The 18,087-nt window shown below is 72.1% G+C and carries 17 protein-coding genes; 12 read left to right on the forward strand and 5 right to left on the reverse strand.

Going from position 1 to position 18,087, the window contains the following annotated elements; genetic code table 11:
* Positions 1–3,111 (forward strand): DNA polymerase III subunit alpha (gene dnaE, locus AB0E05_RS06790; RefSeq protein ID WP_361959937.1); only part of this gene is annotated, 3,111 nt, incomplete at its 5' end.
* A 138-nt stretch (positions 3,112–3,249) separates the two neighbouring features.
* Here dnaE and AB0E05_RS06795 read toward each other — a convergent pair.
* A complete protein-coding gene (locus tag AB0E05_RS06795; RefSeq protein WP_361959940.1) occupies positions 3,250–3,426 on the reverse strand; it encodes a hypothetical protein in 177 nt (58 codons plus the stop codon).
* A 240-nt stretch (positions 3,427–3,666) separates the two neighbouring features.
* Between AB0E05_RS06795 and AB0E05_RS06800 the strand changes: the two genes are divergently transcribed.
* From AB0E05_RS06800 to AB0E05_RS06815, 4 genes are all read left to right on the forward strand, one after another.
* Complete coding sequence (locus tag AB0E05_RS06800) at positions 3,667–4,911, forward strand: NYN domain-containing protein (protein ID WP_361959943.1); 1,245 nt, start codon at positions 3,667–3,669, stop codon at positions 4,909–4,911.
* 107 nt (positions 4,912–5,018) lie between these two features.
* Positions 5,019–5,993: an ABC transporter ATP-binding protein gene (locus AB0E05_RS06805; protein ID WP_361960552.1), complete on the forward strand. Its 975-nt coding sequence runs from the start codon at positions 5,019–5,021 to the stop codon at positions 5,991–5,993.
* Positions 5,994–6,013: 20 nt separating this feature from the next.
* The gene (locus AB0E05_RS06810) at positions 6,014–6,820 is read left to right on the forward strand and encodes an ABC transporter permease (RefSeq protein ID WP_361960554.1); all 807 of its coding nucleotides are present in this window, start codon (positions 6,014–6,016) and stop codon (positions 6,818–6,820) included.
* Positions 6,821–6,854: 34 nt separating this feature from the next.
* Positions 6,855–7,535, forward strand: coding sequence for a hypothetical protein (locus AB0E05_RS06815; RefSeq protein ID WP_361959946.1), 681 nt, complete (start codon positions 6,855–6,857; stop codon positions 7,533–7,535).
* Between the two features lie 519 nt (positions 7,536–8,054).
* On the opposite strand, the gene ybaK is transcribed toward AB0E05_RS06815, so the two are convergent.
* From ybaK to AB0E05_RS06835, 4 genes are all read right to left on the reverse strand, one after another.
* A complete protein-coding gene (ybaK, locus tag AB0E05_RS06820) occupies positions 8,055–8,570 on the reverse strand; it encodes a Cys-tRNA(Pro) deacylase (RefSeq protein ID WP_361959949.1) in 516 nt (171 codons plus the stop codon).
* Between the two features lie 21 nt (positions 8,571–8,591).
* The gene (locus AB0E05_RS06825; RefSeq protein ID WP_361959953.1) at positions 8,592–9,332 is read right to left on the reverse strand and encodes an LON peptidase substrate-binding domain-containing protein; all 741 of its coding nucleotides are present in this window, start codon (positions 9,330–9,332) and stop codon (positions 8,592–8,594) included.
* Positions 9,333–9,343: 11 nt separating this feature from the next.
* Positions 9,344–10,366: a hypothetical protein gene (locus tag AB0E05_RS06830; protein WP_361959956.1), complete on the reverse strand. Its 1,023-nt coding sequence runs from the start codon at positions 10,364–10,366 to the stop codon at positions 9,344–9,346.
* A gap of 205 nt (positions 10,367–10,571) precedes the next feature.
* Complete coding sequence (locus AB0E05_RS06835; protein ID WP_361959959.1) at positions 10,572–12,173, reverse strand: oxidoreductase; 1,602 nt, start codon at positions 12,171–12,173, stop codon at positions 10,572–10,574.
* A 195-nt stretch (positions 12,174–12,368) separates the two neighbouring features.
* Here AB0E05_RS06835 and hisD point away from each other — a divergent pair, with 195 nt between their 5' ends.
* From hisD to hisF, 7 genes are read left to right on the forward strand one after another with little or no spacing between them, the layout of a single operon-like run.
* Positions 12,369–13,691 (forward strand): histidinol dehydrogenase, encoded by a 1,323-nt coding sequence (hisD, locus tag AB0E05_RS06840; RefSeq protein ID WP_361959962.1) that lies wholly within the window; start codon positions 12,369–12,371, stop codon positions 13,689–13,691.
* Positions 13,688–14,842 carry a histidinol-phosphate transaminase gene (locus tag AB0E05_RS06845; RefSeq protein WP_361959965.1) on the forward strand — a complete coding sequence of 385 codons (1,155 nt, stop codon included), beginning with the start codon at positions 13,688–13,690 and terminating at the stop codon, positions 14,840–14,842. Before hisD ends, AB0E05_RS06845 begins: the two co-directional genes overlap by 4 nt.
* Entirely contained in the window at positions 14,839–15,432 is a 594-nt protein-coding gene (hisB, locus tag AB0E05_RS06850; RefSeq protein ID WP_361959968.1) for an imidazoleglycerol-phosphate dehydratase HisB, read from the forward strand. The genes AB0E05_RS06845 and hisB overlap by 4 nt, the downstream gene beginning before the upstream one ends.
* A complete protein-coding gene (locus AB0E05_RS06855; protein WP_361959971.1) occupies positions 15,429–15,593 on the forward strand; it encodes a hypothetical protein in 165 nt (54 codons plus the stop codon). The genes hisB and AB0E05_RS06855 overlap by 4 nt, the downstream gene beginning before the upstream one ends.
* Positions 15,590–16,234: an imidazole glycerol phosphate synthase subunit HisH gene (gene hisH / locus AB0E05_RS06860; protein ID WP_361959974.1), complete on the forward strand. Its 645-nt coding sequence runs from the start codon at positions 15,590–15,592 to the stop codon at positions 16,232–16,234. The genes AB0E05_RS06855 and hisH overlap by 4 nt, the downstream gene beginning before the upstream one ends.
* Positions 16,231–16,959 carry a bifunctional 1-(5-phosphoribosyl)-5-((5-phosphoribosylamino)methylideneamino)imidazole-4-carboxamide isomerase/phosphoribosylanthranilate isomerase PriA gene (gene priA / locus AB0E05_RS06865; RefSeq protein ID WP_361959977.1) on the forward strand — a complete coding sequence of 243 codons (729 nt, stop codon included), beginning with the start codon at positions 16,231–16,233 and terminating at the stop codon, positions 16,957–16,959. The genes hisH and priA overlap by 4 nt, the downstream gene beginning before the upstream one ends.
* On the forward strand, positions 16,956–17,711 hold the full coding sequence (hisF, locus tag AB0E05_RS06870) for an imidazole glycerol phosphate synthase subunit HisF (protein WP_361959980.1): 756 nt from the start codon (positions 16,956–16,958) through the stop codon (positions 17,709–17,711). Before priA ends, hisF begins: the two co-directional genes overlap by 4 nt.
* Positions 17,712–18,087: the final 376 nt, after the last annotated feature.

Consider the following 18,087-nt stretch of genomic DNA (forward strand, 5'->3'; position numbering starts at 1 on the left):
TGGTCGGAGGGGTTGATCGCGTCGACGGGGTGTCCGTCGGGTGAGTTGCAGACGCGGTTGCGGCTCGGGCAGCGCGAGGAGGCGTTGCAGGCGGCATCGGACTATCAGGACATCTTCGGGAGGGACCGTTATTTCCTGGAGTTGATGGATCACGGGATCGAGATCGAGCGGCGGGTGCGGGACGGGCTGCTGGAGATCGGTAAGAAGCTCGGGATTCCGCCGTTGGTGACGAACGACTCGCATTACACGTATGCGCATGAGGCGCAGGCGCATGATGCGTTGTTGTGCATTCAGACGGGGAAGAATCTTTCGGATCCGGATCGGTTCCGTTTCGACGGTTCGGGTTACTACCTGAAGTCGACGGACGAGATGTACGCCGTCGACTCGTCGGACGCGTGGCAGGAGGGGTGCCGCAACACCCTGCTGGTCGCGGAGCAGATCGACACGTCCGGGATGTTCGAGTCCCGGAACCTGATGCCGAAGTTCGACATTCCCGACGGCTACACCGAGACCACCTGGTTCCAGGCCGAGGTCCGCTCCGGCATGGAGCGCCGCTTCCCGAACGGCGTCCCGGACGACCGCACCCGGCAGGCGGAGTACGAGATGGACGTCATCATCAAGATGGGGTTCCCGGGGTACTTCCTCGTCGTCGCCGACTTCATCATGTGGGCCAAGCGCAACGGCATCGCGGTGGGCCCCGGCCGCGGCTCCGCGGCCGGCTCGATCGTCGCGTACGCCATGGGCATCACCGACCTCGACCCGATCGAGCACGGGCTGATCTTCGAGCGGTTCCTGAACCCCGAGCGCGTCTCGATGCCGGACGTCGACATCGACTTCGACGAGCGTCGGCGCGTCGAGGTCATCCGGTACGTGACGGAGAAGTACGGCTCCGACAAGGTCGCCATGATCGGCACGTACGGAAAGATCAAGGCGAAGAACGCCATCAAGGACTCGGCCCGCGTGCTGGGCTATCCGTACGCGATGGGCGACCGGCTCACCAAGGCGATGCCCGCCGACGTGCTCGGCAAGGGCATCGACCTCTCCGGCATCACCGACCCCGCGCACCCCCGCTACGGCGAGGCCGCCGAGATCCGGGGGATGTACGAGAACGAGCCGGACGTGAAGAAGGTCATCGACACCGCGCGCGGTGTGGAGGGCCTGGTGCGGCAGATGGGCGTGCACGCGGCCGGTGTGATCATGTCCAGCGAGCCGATCGTGGACCACGCCCCGATCTGGGTCCGGCACACCGACAACGTCACCATCACCCAGTGGGACTACCCCCAGTGCGAGTCGCTGGGCCTGCTGAAGATGGACTTCCTCGGCCTGCGCAACCTCACCATCATGGACGACGCCGTCAAGATGGTGAAGGCGAACAAGGGCGTCGACCTGGAGATGCTCTCCCTCCCCCTCGACGACCCCAAGACGTACGAACTGCTGTGCCGCGGTGACACCCTCGGCGTCTTCCAGTTCGACGGCGGCCCGATGCGCTCGCTGCTGCGGTTGATGAAGCCCGACAACTTCGAGGACATCTCCGCCGTCTCCGCGCTGTACCGCCCGGGCCCCATGGGCATGAACTCCCACACGAACTACGCCCTGCGGAAGAACAAGCAGCAGGAGATCACTCCGATCCACCCGGAGCTGGAGGAGCCGCTGAGGGAGGTCCTGGACCTCACCCACGGTCTGATCGTGTACCAGGAGCAGGTGCAGAAGGCCGCCCAGATCATCGCCGGCTACTCCCTGGGCGAAGCCGACATCCTCCGTCGCGTCATGGGCAAGAAGAAGCCCGAGGAGCTGGCGAAGAACTTCGTGCTCTTCCAAGAGGGTGCCCGGAAGAAGGACTTCAGCGACGAGGCCATTCAGGCCCTGTGGGACGTGCTGGTCCCCTTCGCCGGCTACGCCTTCAACAAGGCGCACTCCTCCGCGTACGGCCTGGTCACCTACTGGACCGCGTACCTGAAGGCGAACTACCCCGCCGAATACATGGCCGCCGTGCTGACCTCGGTGAAGGACGACAAGGACAAGTCGGCCGTCTACCTCAACGAGTGCCGCCGCATGGGCATCAAGGTGCTCCCGCCGAACGTCAACGAGTCGCAGTCGAACTTCGCCGCGCAGGGCGACGACGTGATCCTCTTCGGCCTCTCCGCCGTCCGCAACGTCGGGACGAACGTGGTGGAGTCGATCATCCGCAGCCGCAAGGCCAAGGGGAAGTACTCCACCTTCCCCGACTTCCTCGACAAGGTCGAGGCGGTCGTCTGCAACAAGCGGACGGTCGAGTCGCTGATCAAGGCCGGCGCCTTCGACGAGATGGGCCACACCCGCAAGAGCCTGGTCGCCCACCACGAACCCATGATCGACAACGTGGTCGCGGTCAAGCGCAAGGAGGCCGAGGGGCAGTTCGACCTCTTCGGGGGCATGGGGGACGAGTCCAGCGACGAGCCCGGCTTCGGACTCGACGTCGAGTTCTCCGACGTGGAGTGGGAGAAGTCCTACCTCCTCGCGCAGGAGCGCGAGATGCTCGGCCTGTACGTCTCCGACCACCCGCTCTTCGGCATCGAGCACGTGCTGTCGGACAAGTCCGACGCCGCGATCTCCCAGCTCACCGGCGGCGAACACGCCGACGGCGCCGTGGTCACCATCGGCGGCATCATCTCCGGCCTCCAGCGGAAGATGACCAAGCAGGGCAACGCGTGGGCCATCGCCACCGTCGAGGACCTGGCCGGCTCCATCGAGTGCATGTTCTTCCCCGCCACCTACCAGCTGGTCTCCACCCAGCTCGTCGAGGACACCGTGGTCTTCGTCAAGGGCCGCCTGGACAAGCGCGAGGACGTGCCCCGGCTGGTCGCCATGGAGATGCAGGTCCCCGACCTCTCGAACGCCGGGACCAACGCGCCGGTGATCGTCACCATCCCCACCGTCAAGGTCAATCCGCCGATGGTCACCCGCCTCGGGGAGATCCTCAGCCACCACAAGGGCAACACCGAGGTGCGGATCAAGCTCCAGGGCCCCCGTTCCACCACGGTCCTCCGGCTCGACCGCCACCGGGTGCAGCCCGACCCGGCACTCTTCGGCGACCTGAAGGTACTGCTCGGCCCGGCCTGCCTGGCCGGCTGAACCCGGACGTACGCAGGCAGACAAGGGGCGCGCCCGTCGTCACGGGCGCGCCCCTGTGTCGTATCCCTGATCCTTGTCGTCTGATCCCCCGCCCGGCATTTCCCCCGTGCGTACGGGGAAGGCTGCGGGGCGGCGGGCTCAGTTGTGGCCGAAGCGGCGCTGGTGCTTGCGGGCCACGTCCGCCGGGCTGCCCTGGGCCTGCGACTGCGGCTGGGCCTGGGACTCGTAGGCGGTCGACTTCGCCTGCTCCCGGCCGTGCTCGACCGGTGGCGTGCGATCTCGGTGGCTTCCCTTGCGGTTCTTGTTCTTGGCCATGACGGATGCCTCCATCAGCGGTTCGGGGGTGCCTCTTGGGGCCGCTGCCAGACTCACACATGGGGGCATACAGCGCATTTTGGATCATTGCGGTGGGTAAGGGCTCCTTGTCAAGGGCTTGATTTCAGGGTTCCGCCACGCCGTTGATCGAGTTCCGGCCGTTAAGCGTCGCGAGGTCGGGCAGACTCGTCGTGAACCCGGAAGAACCTCCCGACCGGCCCGGAAGTCTCCCGAAAGAGGGTGGAGCGCGTGGACCGCTGCGTTGTCCTGGTGGATGCCGGGTATCTCCTGGGTGCCGCCGCGAGCCTGCTCGCCGGAGAGCCGGCGCGGTCCCGGATCACGGTCGACCACGCCGCCCTCATCCAGGGCCTGCGGGAGCTCGCCGAAGGCGACACCGAGCGCCCCTTGCTCCGTATCTACTGGTTCGACGGCGCGCCCGACCGGGTTCCGCAGCCCGAGCACCGCCGGCTGCGCGTGATGCCCCGGGTCACCGTCCGGCTCGGCGCCCTCACCCGAAGTGACGGCCGCTGGGCGCAGAAGGGCGTGGACGCGGCCATGCACGCGGAGCTGACCGAGCTGGCCAGAAATCGCGCCTGCTCCGACGTCGTCCTCGTCACCGGCGACGGGGACCTGCTGCCCGGGCTGATGTCCGCCAAGGAGCACGGCGTCGCCGTCCACCTCTGGGCCGTGCAAGCCGCCGACGGCGACTACAACCAGTCCGAGGACCTGGTGGCGGAGGCCGACGAACGCCGCGTACTGGACCGCGCCTGGATCACCCGGGCCGTGCGCGCCAAGGAGATCGGCGGCATCTGCGCGCCCCCGCCGGTGCCCCGGCCCGAGATCGCCGCCATCCTCTCCGCCCCGCTGCCCGAGGCCGCGCTCGCCGCCGCGGCCCAGGAGCGCGCCGCCCGGTCCGTGAACAGCAACGGGGAGCGGCCCGCGCCCGAGCCCACCGGCGCGGACGCCCCGGCGCCCGCCGCCAAGGGCGTCCCCACCCCCAAGGACCTGGCGGGCCTGCGCGCCCCCGGACCGCCGCAGTCGGCGCAGCCCCTGGCCGGCGCCACCCTGCGCTGGTCGTCCGACAAGGGCTGGATCGACCGCCCCGGCGCCGGCGCGCTCGGTGAGCCGCCCGAGACCGCGTCCCTGCCCACCCTCGCCCAGCTCACCAGCGCCGAACAGCGCTGGGCGGACCGCGAGGAGGACATCACCACCGTCGGCGGCGACCCCTTCGAGGTCGGCCAGGTCTTCGCCCGCCGCTGGATGGCGCGGCTCCCGGAGAGCGGCCACGTCCAGAAGCTCGCCACCCTCTACCCCCGCATCCCGCACCGGATCGACGGGGAACTGCTGCGCTACGCCGCCCGCTTCGGGCTCCTGGCCCACAAGGACGACCAGATCGACGAGCACGACCGCTACGCGATCCGGGCCGGTTTCTGGCGCGAGATCGACGTCCGCACCGCCGCCGACCACGTCCCCGCGGCCGACTAGGCCCCGTCCCGGCGCCGCGCAGGTGGGGGCGCCAGCGCCCTTGCTACGCCCGCCCCCGCGGACGGAGGGCCCCGGGCGACCCCGTACCCTCATACCTCGTGAGAACGGTGTGCGTGGTGCGGCGACTGGTCAAGACGTACCCTGCCATGCGCGCCCGCCGCGGGGTTCCCGCGACCCCCGAAGTGCGGGCCACCGACGGCATCAGCCTCGAAGTGCAGGGCGGCGAGATCTTCGGGCTCCTCGGGCCCAACGGCGCCGGCAAGTCCACCCTCGTACGCCAGTTGACCGGACTGATGCGGCCCGACGCCGGCAGCGTCGAGGTCCTCGGCCACGACCTGGTGCGCCACCCCGAGCGGGCGGCGCGGCTCATCGGCTACCTCGGTCAGGAGTCGACGGCGCTCGACGAACTGACCGTCTCGCTCGCCGCCGAGACCACCGGACGGCTGCGCGGGCTCTCCGTCGCCGACGCGCGCGCCGAACGGGACGCCGTCCTGGAGGAACTGGGCCTGACCGCGCTCGCGGGCCGGGCCCTGAAGAAGCTCTCCGGCGGGGAGCGCCGACTCGCCTGCGTCGCCGCCGCCCTGGTCGGTGAGCGATCGCTGCTCGTCCTCGACGAGCCGACCACCGGGATGGACCCGGTCGCCCGGCGTGCCGTGTGGGCCGCGGTGGACCGCCGCAGGGCCGAGCGCGGCACGACCGTCGTCCTCGTCACCCACAACGTGATCGAGGCGGAGACCGTGCTCGACCGGGTCGCCGTGCTGGACCGCGGGCGGGTGATCGCCTGTGACACCCCCGGGGGCCTGAAGGACCGGATCGCGGGCGAGGTACGGGTGGAACTGGTGTGGCGCGAACGCGCACCGTTGGACGTGCCCGAGGTCGCGGCGCTCCGGGGCTCGGCACAGGAGTCCGGGCGCCGCTGGGTGCTCCGACTCGCACCGGACGAGGCGCGCGCCGCGGTCGCGGCGGTCACGGGCGGCGCGGCCTTCGCGGCGCTCGACGACTTCACGCTGGCCACGCCCAGCCTGGAGGACGTGTACCTGGCGCTCGGGGGGAACATGACGAAGGGGCTGGTCAAAGCGTGAGCATCGTGCCCGCGGCTGCGGTGTCCACCGGGACGCGCAACAGAGAACGGGACGACGCGGCCCCGCCGCTGCCGGCCCCGCTCGCGCCCCGGGCGCGGCTGCTGCCCTCGCTCGCCGCGGTGTACCGGGCGCAGCTCTCCCGGGCCCGGGTCGCCCGCATTCCGCTGCTCTTCGTCGCGACCTTCCAGTCCGTCGGGATCATGATCCTGATGCGCGGGGTCGTCGACGGGGGCGACGAGGCGCGGGCCGTGGTCGCCGGCTCGGCGGTGCTGGTGGTCGCCTTCGTGGCGCTGAACCTGCTCGCCCAGTACTTCGGCCAGCTACGGGCCAGTGGCGGCCTCGACCACTACGCCACCCTGCCCGTGCCGCCCGCGGCGGTCGTGCTGGGCGCGGCGGCGGCGTACGCCTCCTTCACCGCGCCGGGCACCGTCGTCACCGCGGTCACCGGCAGCGTCCTGTTCGGGCTGCCGATGACGCACCTGTGGGTGCTGGTGGCCGTCATCCCGATCTCCGGCGCGGCGCTGGCCGGCCTCGGCGCGGCGCTCGGACTGCTCGCACCCCGCCAGGAACTGGCCACGCTGCTCGGCCAGTTGGGCATGTCCGCGGCGCTGCTGCTGGGCGTGCTGCCGGCCTCGCGGCTGCCCGAGCCGATCGTGTGGGCACGTGACCTGCTGCCGTCGACGTACGGCGTCGAGGCGCTGGCCGGGACGTTCGACGCGAGCCCCGACTGGGCAGCGGTCGGGTTCGACCTGGGCGTCTGCGCGGCCGTGGGTGTCGTTTCGCTGACGGTCGCGACCTGGGCGTATCGCCGGGCGGCGGTCCGATGAGGCGCGGTCGCGACACGCCTGGCACGATGGCGGAGTGACCGCACCGCTGACACCGTCCCACCAGCCGCACCACGAGTCGGGCGAACCCGATCCCTGGCGGGCGCCGCAGGCCGGGGGCTGGCCCGCGCCGCCCGTGGAGGACGGGAGCCCCGCCCCGACCGGCGATGACCCGTCCGCCGGCGAAGAGCTCCGGGCCGACCTGCGTGACGGCGCCGTGACGGTGGTGGCCCTGGCGGTCCTCGGGGTCGCCCTGGGGCTGCTGTGGCTGTGGCTGGCGCCCAAGGTGCAGCTGATCTCCAACGGCCGGGAGATCTACCTCCGGGACACGGAGGGCGAGGAGGCGATCGGCGCGGACGGCACGTTCGCCCTGCTCGGCTTCGCCTTCGGCGCGATCAGCGCGGCGGGCGTCTTCTGGTGGCGCCGCCGCGGCGGCATCGTCCTGGTGGTCGCGCTCGCGCTCGGCGGGCTGATCGGCGGGCTGGTGGCCTGGCGGGTGGGGGTGTGGCTGGGCCCGACGACGGACCTGGTGGCACACGCGAAGTCGGTGGGGCCGAACGTGCCCTTCGACGGCCCGCTGGAGCTGCGGGCGTACGGGGTGCTGGTGGCGTGGCCCCTGGCGGCGATGGTGGTCCACCTGGCCCTCACGGGACTCCTGGGTCCCCGCGACCCCTTGCCCCCACCGGCCGCCCCGCCCCACTGGGGCCCTCTGACGTAGCCGGCGCCTTTGCGCGCGACGGCGCGTGGGGGTGCCTAGGGGCGCGGGGAACTGCGCGACCAGCCCACCACGACTGGCAGCCGAAGGCCGTGCAGCGCAGACCGCGGCGTTCTCCGCAGGAGCCTTGGTCTCCACTGGCCGTGGAGGGCTGAGGGCGCAGTTCCGCCCCTACGCCCAGAGGGCATGGGGGACCCCAGCGCCCCTGGACGTGCTCGCCGTTTTCCCGTGGGAACGTTGGCCTCTGCAGACCGTGGAGGGTTGCTCGCGCAGTTCCTCGCGCCCCCAAAAAGAGACGCCCGCCGTCTACCCGCGGGAGCGTTCGTACCCGCACGCCGCGGCGCGGGGCGAGGAGGCTTCTTGGGGCAGCCGAGCCACAAGGCGCGGGTGCTAGGCCGGGCGGCGGCCGTGGTTGGCTTTGCGGGTGCGCCACTTGCGCTTGCGGGTGCGCTTGGACATCGCGGGGTCCCTTCTTCGACGCCTCCTCCGGTCGTACCGGAGGAACGCATCCGCGTCGACCCCCTACGCGCGCCCGATCGGCGCCACCACCGCTCCCGTCAGGCCCGCCAGGTCTCCGGGGGCCAGCTCGACCTCCAGCCCGCGGCGGCCCGCCGAGATGCAGATCGTCGGGTGCGCGGAGGCGGACGCGTCCAGGACCGTGCGCAGTCGTTTGCGCTGGCCCAGCGGGGAGATGCCGCCGCGTACGTACCCCGTGGTGCGCTCCGCCGCCGCCGGGTCCGCCATCGTCGCGCGCTTGCCGCCGACCGCCGCCGCCAGGGCCTTGAGGTCGAGCTGGCCCGCGACGGGCACCACCGCGACGGTGAGTTGGCCGTCGACGTCGGCGACGAGGGTCTTGAAGACCCGGTCGGGGGAGACGCCCAGCGCCCGGGCCGCCTCCTCGCCGTACGAGGGCGACGACGGGTCGTGGTCGTACGCGTGCACCGTGAAGGGGGTGCCCGCGGCCGTCAGCGCGACCGTCGCCGGGGTCCCGCCCGCACCGCCCGCGCCGTTCGCCGGCTTCTTCGCTTTCTTCGCCACTGCGCAACGCTCCTGATGACGTCAGTTGGGGTTGGTCGGCGCCCGCGTCAGTTCCACCGCGGGCAGCGACGGGAGGTGCCGGATCACGGCCGTCTCCGAGCGGAGCAGGGTCAGCTCGTGGCGCAGCCGGGAGGCCACGTCCGCGGCCTCCAGCAGCTCCTGCTTGGCCGGGGTGTCGAGCACTGCCGCGGCGGCGACGAGGTACGAGACGACGGACGGGTCGTCGGGGAGGTCCGGGGGAGCGGACAGGGTCGCCTCGCGCGCCCCCGCGAGCCGCTTCTGGTACGTGCGGAAGGCCCGCAGCACGCCCTCCGCGAGCGTGCCGGCGCCCTCGCCGATGACGTCGGGGACCTCTTCGACCTCGGCGGTCAGGAACGGCCCCGAAGCGTCGACCGAGTGGATGCGGACGCGGACGGTGCCGGTGGCGAGGACCTCGAAGCCGCCGTCGGCGCGCTCCCGGATCGTCGCGGCGTCGGCGATGCAGCCCATGGTGTGGAACGCCGCGAGGGGGTCCGCGCCGAAGCCGGCCGCGGGCCCTCGTTCGGGCAGCGCCGTCGGGTCGGGCATGCCCGGTGAGGTCGGCGCCACCTCGTGCCCGTCGCGGATGGCGACCACGGCGAAGCGGCGCGGCTCGGACTCGTCGGTCTTCAACAGCTCGCGCATCAGGGCGCGGTAGCGCTCCTCGAAGACGTTCAGGGGCAGTACCAGCCCCGGGAACAGCACCGAGTTCAAGGGAAAGAGCGGCAGACGTGCGGTGGTCACGACGGACAAGCCTAATGGTCCGCGGCGCCGCCCCGGGCGGCCCTGGTCCGCAACGGCGTCGTGGACGCCAGTCGGTGCCGTACTCCCTGGCGCGCGGCGAGGAAGCGACCGAGGGGGTCGTCGGAGAAGTACGACCACGGAAACGTCGTCGCGTACGGGCCGATCTGCCGGAACTGCTCCAGCGCCGCCTCCCAGCGTCCCCGCCGCACCAGCACCGCCGCGGTCAGGTTCCGCACCTCGGCGGGCCACGGCTCGGCGGGCGGGTAGGCCGCCAGCAGCGCGATCGCCCGGTCCGCGGCCTCGTCGATGCGGTCCTGGTGCACGGAGCTGCCCTCGCCGTTCAGCAGCCGGGCGAACGCCGCGTGCACCGGCAGCGCCTGGATCAGGGAGTGCGGCAGCGCGTCGGCCGCGGCCTTCTCGGCGAAGTCGAAGCACTCGCCGTGGGAGCCGTACCACTGGGCGGAGAGATAGCGCAGCGCGGCGACGTGACAGCCGTAGTGGTGTGCGCTGCGGCGCACGGCCCGCTCCCACAGCGCCTCGAAGGCGGTGTGCGTGGCGTGGGTGCCGCGCGCGTGGTCCAGCGCGATCCGCCAGGGCACCGGATCCTTCGGGGCGCCGTCCGCGGCGGCGTCGATCAAGGGGCCGATCTCCCGCAGCCGCTCGGCGCGCGCGGGGGAGGCCCACGCCCTGCGGACCTCCAACTCGGCCTTCACGACCAGCGCGTCCGGGTCGCGCGGGGCGTGCGCGAGCCAGCGGGCCAGCCAGTCGTCGCGGGCGTACGCGAAGGACGACAGCCGGGACACGTAGCGGTCGCGGCTCTCCCAGTCCGCGCCTTCCCGTACGTCCGAGAGCAATTGCGCGGCCGGTTCCCAGTCACCGAGCGCGGCGGCCACCAACGACGGGGCCATGCGCCCGTCGGGCGCGTCGAGCAGTACCGCGTCGTCCGGCGGCAGTCCGTCCGCGAGCCGGGGCGTGTGGCGGATCATGCGTGCGGTGCGCAGCAGGGCGCGGAGCAATGACATGGTGCGGACCATTGAAAACCGCAGGTGGGGGCGGCGCCAGCGAATCGGTGTGAAGCTTTGGTGGTGGCCGAAAGGTTGTTCTGACCAAGGCCAAGAGAGCGTAAAGAAAGGCGCTGATCTGGGGGCACCCATGGAGAAAGTGAGGACCTGATCGTGCTTCCGTGCGCCCCCGGCGTACGGAAGCACGATCAGTTCGGAGCCTTTGATTCCGGCCCGGCTAGTTGCGGCTCAGCAAGCGCGTCGCACCAGCAGCCACAGTCGTTGCCAAGATCCACCCCAGTATCACCAGTCCCGCGGCGGCCCACTGCCAGACGCCCTCCAGACGCCAATAGCCGTCCTGGCCGAGGTTGACCACCGGGATGAGCAGGTCCAGGGCGTACAGCGGGGCGCTCCACTCGGGGTGTTCCCCCGGCTTCATCGGCGCGGGGCGGTTGCCCGTGAAGACCAGCGCGCCCGCCGCCCACAGCACGGCCATCCACAGCGCCGCCCGCCCCGGCCGGTAGCCGTACGCCACCGTCAGATCCTGGATGTGCCCCCACGCCTTCCCCGCCAGCGGCAGCGTCTCGCGCCGGCGCCGCTGCTTGGCCAGCAGCACCTCGCGCGCATCCGCGTCCTCGCCGCTGTTGCGCAGCACGGTCGCCAGCCGCTCGTACGGCTCCGGGGAGTACTCCGGCGTCGCCGACTCCACCCACGCCAGCCGGCGGTTCAGCGGGAAGGAGTCGATCGGGACGAGGTTCTCGTAGACGAAGCCGCCCATCGCGAGGCCGCCGGGGCCGGGCCAACTCGTCGCCACGTCCACCAGCGTGACGACCTTCGCGCCGTTCAGCACCACCCGGCCCTCCTCGGGCCGCTCCGCGTTGAAGCGCAGCTCCGGGCTGACTATCCGGCGCAGCGACAGCTCCTCGCCCGCGTTCATCAGGAACCGCGCCCGGTGCAGGTCGATCGCGTCGCCGAACCGGCCGTCGTCCAGTCGCACCCCGCCGTGGCACTCGAAGGGCTGGAGCCGGGTGCCGCGCCGCCCGCCGGAGGTGTGGATCACGCCGTACGCCGGAGTGGTCCCCGGGTCGCCCGTCGCCGCGCTCACCCACGCACCGGTGAGGTACAGCGTCCGCTCCACCGACAGCTGGGGCGCGTTCAGCGCGCGCCGGTCGGCCGCCGCGCGCAGCTTGCTGCCGCGCAGGCTCAGCGACACCCCGACCTTGGCGCCGCGCAGGCTGAACTCGCCGTACGTCTGGATCAGCTCGGCCTGGAGGTCCTGGGCGACCGAGAGCCCGTCCGCGGTGATCGCCCGCCCGCGGCGGTCCGGCCGCACGTGGATCTGGTTGATCAGCAGGTCCGTGCCGATCTGTGCGTCCGTGAGCCGGATGCCGTGCTCGACCCGGCAGCGCGGCAGGTGCAGATCGCCCTCGGTGCGCAGCCGGGCCGCCTCCAGCCGCGGGAAGACGCAGCCCACCAGGCGCAGCGTCGTGACGTGCGCCTCCGGCATCAGGATCTCGCTGTCGAAGCGGCAGGCGTGCAGCTCGACGTACGGCCCCACGGTGCCGCCCGCGAGCTTGAGCGTGCCCGTGACCTGCACCCCGCGGAGCTTGAGCGCGGCGACGCGCCCGGGGTGCGGTGAGGGGCCGGCCAGCAGCAGCAGGGCCACCACCAAGGCGCGGACCTGGCGCTCCGGCCCCCACGGGTGGGGCGAGAAGGGATCGTTGCGCAGCGGATCGGGATCGCTCAGGTCGAAGGTGCTGCCGTTCCTGAAGGCGTTCCACATGCGCTGCTCGGTCGGGCTGAGCCCGTCCGGAGGACCGTCGTCCGACGGCTCGCTCACTTGCGCTTCCCCCGTTCCTCGACGGCGTCGCGCGACTCCCGTACCCGGGTGCGTACAGCCGTTATTCCCGCTGAGTGACGGGGTGAACGCTAGTGGTCATGGCACGTTCGTGTGCACCGCTTCCCGCCCCGGGGGTCCGTATCAGCCAGTGATACGGACGACGGCCGCCGTTCCGGGTCTGCGAGAATTGGGCGTGTGATCTCCCGAATCGATCTGCGCGGCGACGCCCTCCCCGAGGGGGCCGCCCTGCGCGACCTGCTGCCCCGTGCCGAGTTCGACGTGGAAGCCGCCCTGGAGAAGGTGCGGCCCATCTGCGAGGACGTGCACCATCGCGGCACGGCGGCGCTGATCGACTACGCGCAGCGGTTCGACGGGGTCGCCCTGGAGCGGATCCGGGTGCCCGTGACCGCGCTGACCGAGGCCCTGGAGCAGTTGGATCCGGCCGTCCGCGCCGCCCTGGAGGAGTCCATCCGGCGCGCCCGGATCGTCCACCGCGCGCAGCGCCGCTCCGCGCACACCACCCAGGTCGTCCCCGGCGGCACCGTCACCGAGAAGTGGGTCCCCGTCGAGCGCGTCGGGCTGTACGCCCCCGGCGGCCGGTCCGTGTACCCCTCCTCCGTGATCATGAACGCGGTGCCGGCACAGGAAGCCGGCGTCCCCTCGATCGCGCTGGCCTCCCCGCCGCAGAAGGAGCACGGCGGGCTGCCGCACCCCACGATCCTCGCCGCCTGTGCGCTCCTCGGCGTCGACGAGGTGTACGCGGCCGGCGGCGCCCAGGCCGTCGCGATGTTCGCGTACGGCACCGAAGAGTGCGCCCCGGCGAACATGGTCACCGGCCCCGGCAACATCTGGGTGGCCGCCGCCAAGCGCTACTTCACCGGCCGCATCGGCATCGACACCGAAGCCGGCCCGACCGAGATCGCCGTCCTCGCCGACGACACCGCCGACCCGGTCCACGTCGCCGCCGACCTGATCAGCCAGGCCGAGCACGACCCGATGGCAGCCGCCGTCCTCGTCACCGACTCCACCGACCTCGCCGACGCGGTCGTCAAGGAGCTGGAGCCGCAGGTCGCCGCGGCCCGGCACGTCGAGGACCGGATCGTGCCCGCGCTCACCGGCAGGCAGTCCGCGATCGTCCTCGTCGACGGCGTCGAGGAGGGCCTGCGGGTCGTCGACGCGTACGGCGCCGAGCACCTGGAGGTCCAGACCGCCGACGCCGCGGCCGTCGCCGCCCGGGTGCGCAACGCGGGCGCGATCTTCGTCGGCCCCTGGTCCCCGGTCTCCCTCGGCGACTACGCCGCCGGGTCGAACCACGTCCTGCCCACCGGCGGCTGCGCCTGCCACTCCTCCGGCCTGTCCGTGCAGTCCTTCCTGCGCGGCATCCACATCGTCGACTACAGCCGCGACGCCCTCGCCGAGGTCACCCACCACGTGGTCACCCTCGCCGAGGCGGAGGACCTGCCCGCACACGGCGCCGCCCTGAAGGCCCGGTTCGCCTGGAAGGTGCCCAGCGAGTGAACGACACGCACGACCAGCGCACGCCCGGCGTCGGCCGGGTGCGGATCGACGACCTGCCGGTCCGGGACGAGCTGCGCGGCAAGTCGCCCTACGGCGCACCCCAGCTCGACGTCCCCGTCCAGCTCAACACCAACGAGAACCCCTACCCGCTGCCCGAGCCGCTCGTCGAGCGGATCGCGGAGCGGGTGCGCGAGGCGGCCCGCGGGCTGAACCGCTACCCCGACCGGGACGCGGTCGAGCTGCGCACCGCGCTCGCCGCGTACCTGACCCGCACCGCGGGCCACCCGGTCACCCCCGCCCAGGTGTGGGCGGCCAACGGCTCCAACGAGGTCATCCAGCAGCTCCTGCAGACCTTCGGCGGCCCCGGCCGCACCGCCATCGGCTTCGAGCCGTCGTACTCGATGCACGGGCTGATCGCCCGCGGCACCGGCACCGGCTGGCTCTCCGGCCCGCGCAACGACGACTTCACCATCGACACCGAAGCCGCCGTGCAGGCCATCGCCGAGCACCGCCCCGAGGTGGTCTTCGTCACCTCGCCCAACAACCCCACGGGCACCGCGGTCGACGCGGACACCGTCGTCACCGTGTACGACGCCGCCCAGGCCGCCCGGCCCTCGCTGGTCGTCGTGGACGAGGCGTACGTGGAGTTCAGCCACCGCCCCAGCCTGCTGCCGCTGATCGAGGGCCGTCCGAACCTGGTCGTCTCCCGGACCATGTCCAAGGCGTTCGGCGCCGCCGGGCTGCGGCTCGGCTACCTCGCCGCGGACCCGGCCGTCGTCGACGCCGTCCAGCTCGTCCGGCTGCCGTACCACCTCTCCGCCGTCACCCAGGCCACCGCGCTCGCCGCGCTGGAGCACACCGATACCCTGCTCGGGTACGTCGAGCAGCTCAAGGCCGAGCGGGACCGCCTGGTCGTCGAGCTGCGCGCGATGGGCTACGAGGTGACCGAGTCCGACGCGAACTTCGTCCAGTTCGGACGGTTCGACGGCCCGGACGGGGCGCACCGCGCCTGGCAGCGGATCCTCGACCGGGGCGTCCTCGTCCGCGACAACGGCGTCCCCGGCTGGCTGCGGGTCACCGCGGGCACCCCCGCCGAGAACGACGCGTTCCTGGACGCCGCCGTTGAGTTGAAGAAGGAGCAGAGCACATGAGCCGCGTTGGGCGGGTCGAACGAACGACCAAGGAGACCGCCGTCGTCGTCGAGATCGACCTCGACGGCACGGGCAGGACGGATGTGTCGACCGGGGTCGGCTTCTACGACCACATGCTCGACCAGCTCGGCCGGCACGGACTGTTCGACCTCACCGTCAAGACCGACGGCGACCTGCACATCGACACCCACCACACCATCGAGGACACCGCCCTCGCCCTCGGCGCCGCCTTCAAGCAGGCCCTCGGCGACAAGGTCGGCATCTACCGCTTCGGCAACTGCACCGTGCCGCTGGACGAGTCGCTGGCGCAGGTCACCGTCGACCTCTCCGGCCGCCCGTACCTGGTGCACACCGAGCCGGAGAACATGGCGCCGATGATCGGCACCTACGACACCACGATGACCCGGCACATCCTGGAGTCCTTCGTGGCGCAGGCGCAGATCGCGCTGCACGTCCACGTGCCGTACGGCCGCAACGCTCACCACATCGTCGAGTGCCAGTTCAAGGCGCTCGCCCGGGCCCTGCGCTACGCCAGCGAGCGCGACTCCCGCGCCGCCGGCATCCTCCCCTCCACCAAGGGAGCGCTGTGAACGGCCTGTCCACCATCCTGATCGCGGTCGGGCTCTTCCTCCTCAGCGGCGTGTACGCGTTCGTCAAGCAGGAGCAGCCCAAGGGCGTCGTCGTCCTGCTGTCGATCGGCGCGGCCATGGCGCTCGTCGCCGGCGTCATGCGCCTGGACGTGTGGTCATGAGCGCCGCGCGCAAGTCCGTCGTCGTCTTCGACTACGGCTTCGGCAACATCCGCTCCGCCGAGCGGGCCCTCGCCCGGGTCGGCGCCGACGTCGAGATCACCCGCGACTTCGACCGGGCCATGAACGCCGACGGGCTGCTGGTGCCCGGCGTCGGTGCCTTCGCGGCCTGCATGGGCGGGCTGCGCGAGGCCCGCGGCGACTGGATCGTCGGCCGCCGGCTCTCCGGCGGGCGGCCCGTGATGGGCATCTGCGTCGGCATGCAGATCCTCTTCGCCCGCGGCATCGAGCACGGCGTGGAGAGCGAAGGGCTCGACGAGTGGCCCGGCACGGTCGGCCCGCTGAAGGCCCCCGTCGTCCCCCACATGGGATGGAACACCGTCGACGCCCCCGCCGACAGCGCCCTGTTCGCCGGCGTCCCCGACGACGCCCGGTTCTACTTCGTGCACTCCTACGCCGTGCACGACTGGGAGCTGGAGATCACCAACGCCGCGATGCGCCCGCCCCACGTCACCTGGGCCACCCACGGCGAACGCTTCGTGGCCGCCGTGGAGAACGGTGCGCTGTGGGCGACCCAGTTCCACCCCGAAAAGTCCGGCGACGCCGGTGCCCAGCTGCTGACCAACTGGATCGGAACCCTGTGACCACGCTCGAACTCCTCCCCGCCGTCGACGTCCGCGACGGCCAGGCCGTACGCCTCGTGCACGGCGAGTCCGGCACGGAGACCTCCTACGGCTCCCCGCTGGAGGCCGCCCTCGCCTGGCAGCGAGCCGGCGCCGAGTGGCTGCACCTGGTCGACCTGGACGCCGCCTTCGGCACGGGGGACAACCGGTCGCTGATCGCCGAGGTCACCGCGGCGATGGACATCAAGGTGGAGCTGTCCGGCGGCATCCGCGACGACGCCTCGCTCGCCGCGGCCCTCGCCACCGGCTGCACCCGGGTGAACCTGGGCACCGCCGCGCTGGAGACCCCCGAGTGGGTCGCCAAGGTCATCGCCGAGCACGGCGACAAGATTGCCGTCGGGCTCGACGTCCGCGGCACCACCCTGCGCGGCCGGGGCTGGACCCGCGACGGCGGCGACCTCTACGAGACGCTGGCCCGCCTCGACTCCGAGGGCTGCGCCCGCTACGTCGTCACCGACATCAACAAGGACGGCACCCTCCAGGGCCCCAACCTGGAGCTGCTGAAGAACGTCTGCGCCGCCACCGACAAGCCCGTCGTCGCCTCCGGCGGCGTCTCCTCCCTGGACGACCTGCGGGCCATCGCCGGCCTCGTCCCCGAGGGCGTCGAGGGCGCGATCGTCGGCAAGGCGCTGTACGCGAAGGCGTTCACGCTGGAGGAGGCCCTGGCGACGGTGGCCTCCGCATGAGCCTCGCCGTCAGGGTGATCCCCTGCCTGGACGTGGACGCGGGTCGGGTCGTCAAGGGCGTGAACTTCCAGAACCTGCGGGACGCCGGCGACCCGGTCGAGATGGCGAAGCTGTACGACGCGGAGGGCGCCGACGAGCTGACGTTCCTCGACATCACCGCGTCGTCCGGCAACCGCGAGACCACGTACGACGTGGTGCGCCGCACCGCCGAGCAGGTCTTCATCCCGCTCACCGTCGGCGGCGGGGTGCGCTCCGTGGCGGACGTGGACCGGCTGCTGCGTGCCGGCGCGGACAAGGTGGGCGTCAACACCGCGGCGATCGCCCGCCCCGAGCTGATCCGCGAGATCGCGGAGCGCTTCGGCAGCCAGGTGCTGGTGCTGTCGGTGGACGCGCGCCGCACCGCGTCCGGCTCCTTCGAGGTCACCACCCACGGCGGTCGCCGCAGCGCCGGCATCGACGCGGTGGAGTGGGCGCACCGCGCCGCGGAGCTGGGGGCCGGGGAGATCCTGCTGAACTCCATGGACGCGGACGGCACGAAGGACGGCTACGACACCGAGATGATCACGGCGGTCCGCCGCCATGTGACCGTCCCCGTGATCGCGAGCGGCGGCGCGGGCCGCGTCTCGGACTTCGCCCCGGCGGTGGAGGCGGGAGCGGACGCGGTGCTGGCGGCGTCGGTCTTCCACTTCGGCGACCTGCGCATCTCCGAGGTAAAGACGGCGCTCCGGGAAGCGGGCCACGCGGTCCGCTAGCCCGCTGAGCGCGGGCGCAGACGGCATGGGGGACCCCCAGCGCCCCTGACCTGCTCAGCCTGTCGCTTCAGAGCGGGGCTTGGGGCGTGTGGATCGCGCCGTTGGCCTGACCACCGGTGGTCGTGTGCGGCCGGTCTGTGGCTGGTCGCGCAGTTCCCCGCGCCCCTGTTGTGCTTCCGCCGTCGTTCAACTGCGGGAAGCGTGGACCTCCCTACGCCCGCAGGGCGTGGGCCTTCAGGGGCGCTGGGGGTCCCCCCATGCCCTCTGGGCATAGGGGGCGGAACTGCGCGACAAGCCAGCCACCGGGCCGCGGAAACCAATGTTCCCGCAGGGAAACGGCGGGGGTGTCCAGGGGCGCTGGGGGTCCCCCCATCCC

It is taken from the genome of Streptomyces sp. NPDC048057 (assembly GCF_040653095.1).
In the GTDB taxonomy this organism is placed as follows: domain Bacteria; phylum Actinomycetota; class Actinomycetes; order Streptomycetales; family Streptomycetaceae; genus Streptomyces.

Bases quoted from the DNA above. Each gene is read 5' to 3' on its own strand.
- hisB (WP_361959968.1), top strand. From the start codon at position 14,839: ATGAGCCGCGTTGGGCGGGTCGAACGAACGACCAAGGAGACCGCCGTC.
- hisH (WP_361959974.1), top strand. From the start codon at position 15,590: ATGAGCGCCGCGCGCAAGTCCGTCGTCGTCTTCGACTACGGCTTCGGC.
- AB0E05_RS06830 (WP_361959956.1), bottom strand. From the start codon at position 10,366: ATGGTCCGCACCATGTCATTGCTCCGCGCCCTGCTGCGCACCGCACGC.
- AB0E05_RS06795 (WP_361959940.1), bottom strand. From the start codon at position 3,426: ATGGCCAAGAACAAGAACCGCAAGGGAAGCCACCGAGATCGCACGCCA.
- hisF (WP_361959980.1), top strand. From the start codon at position 16,956: ATGAGCCTCGCCGTCAGGGTGATCCCCTGCCTGGACGTGGACGCGGGT.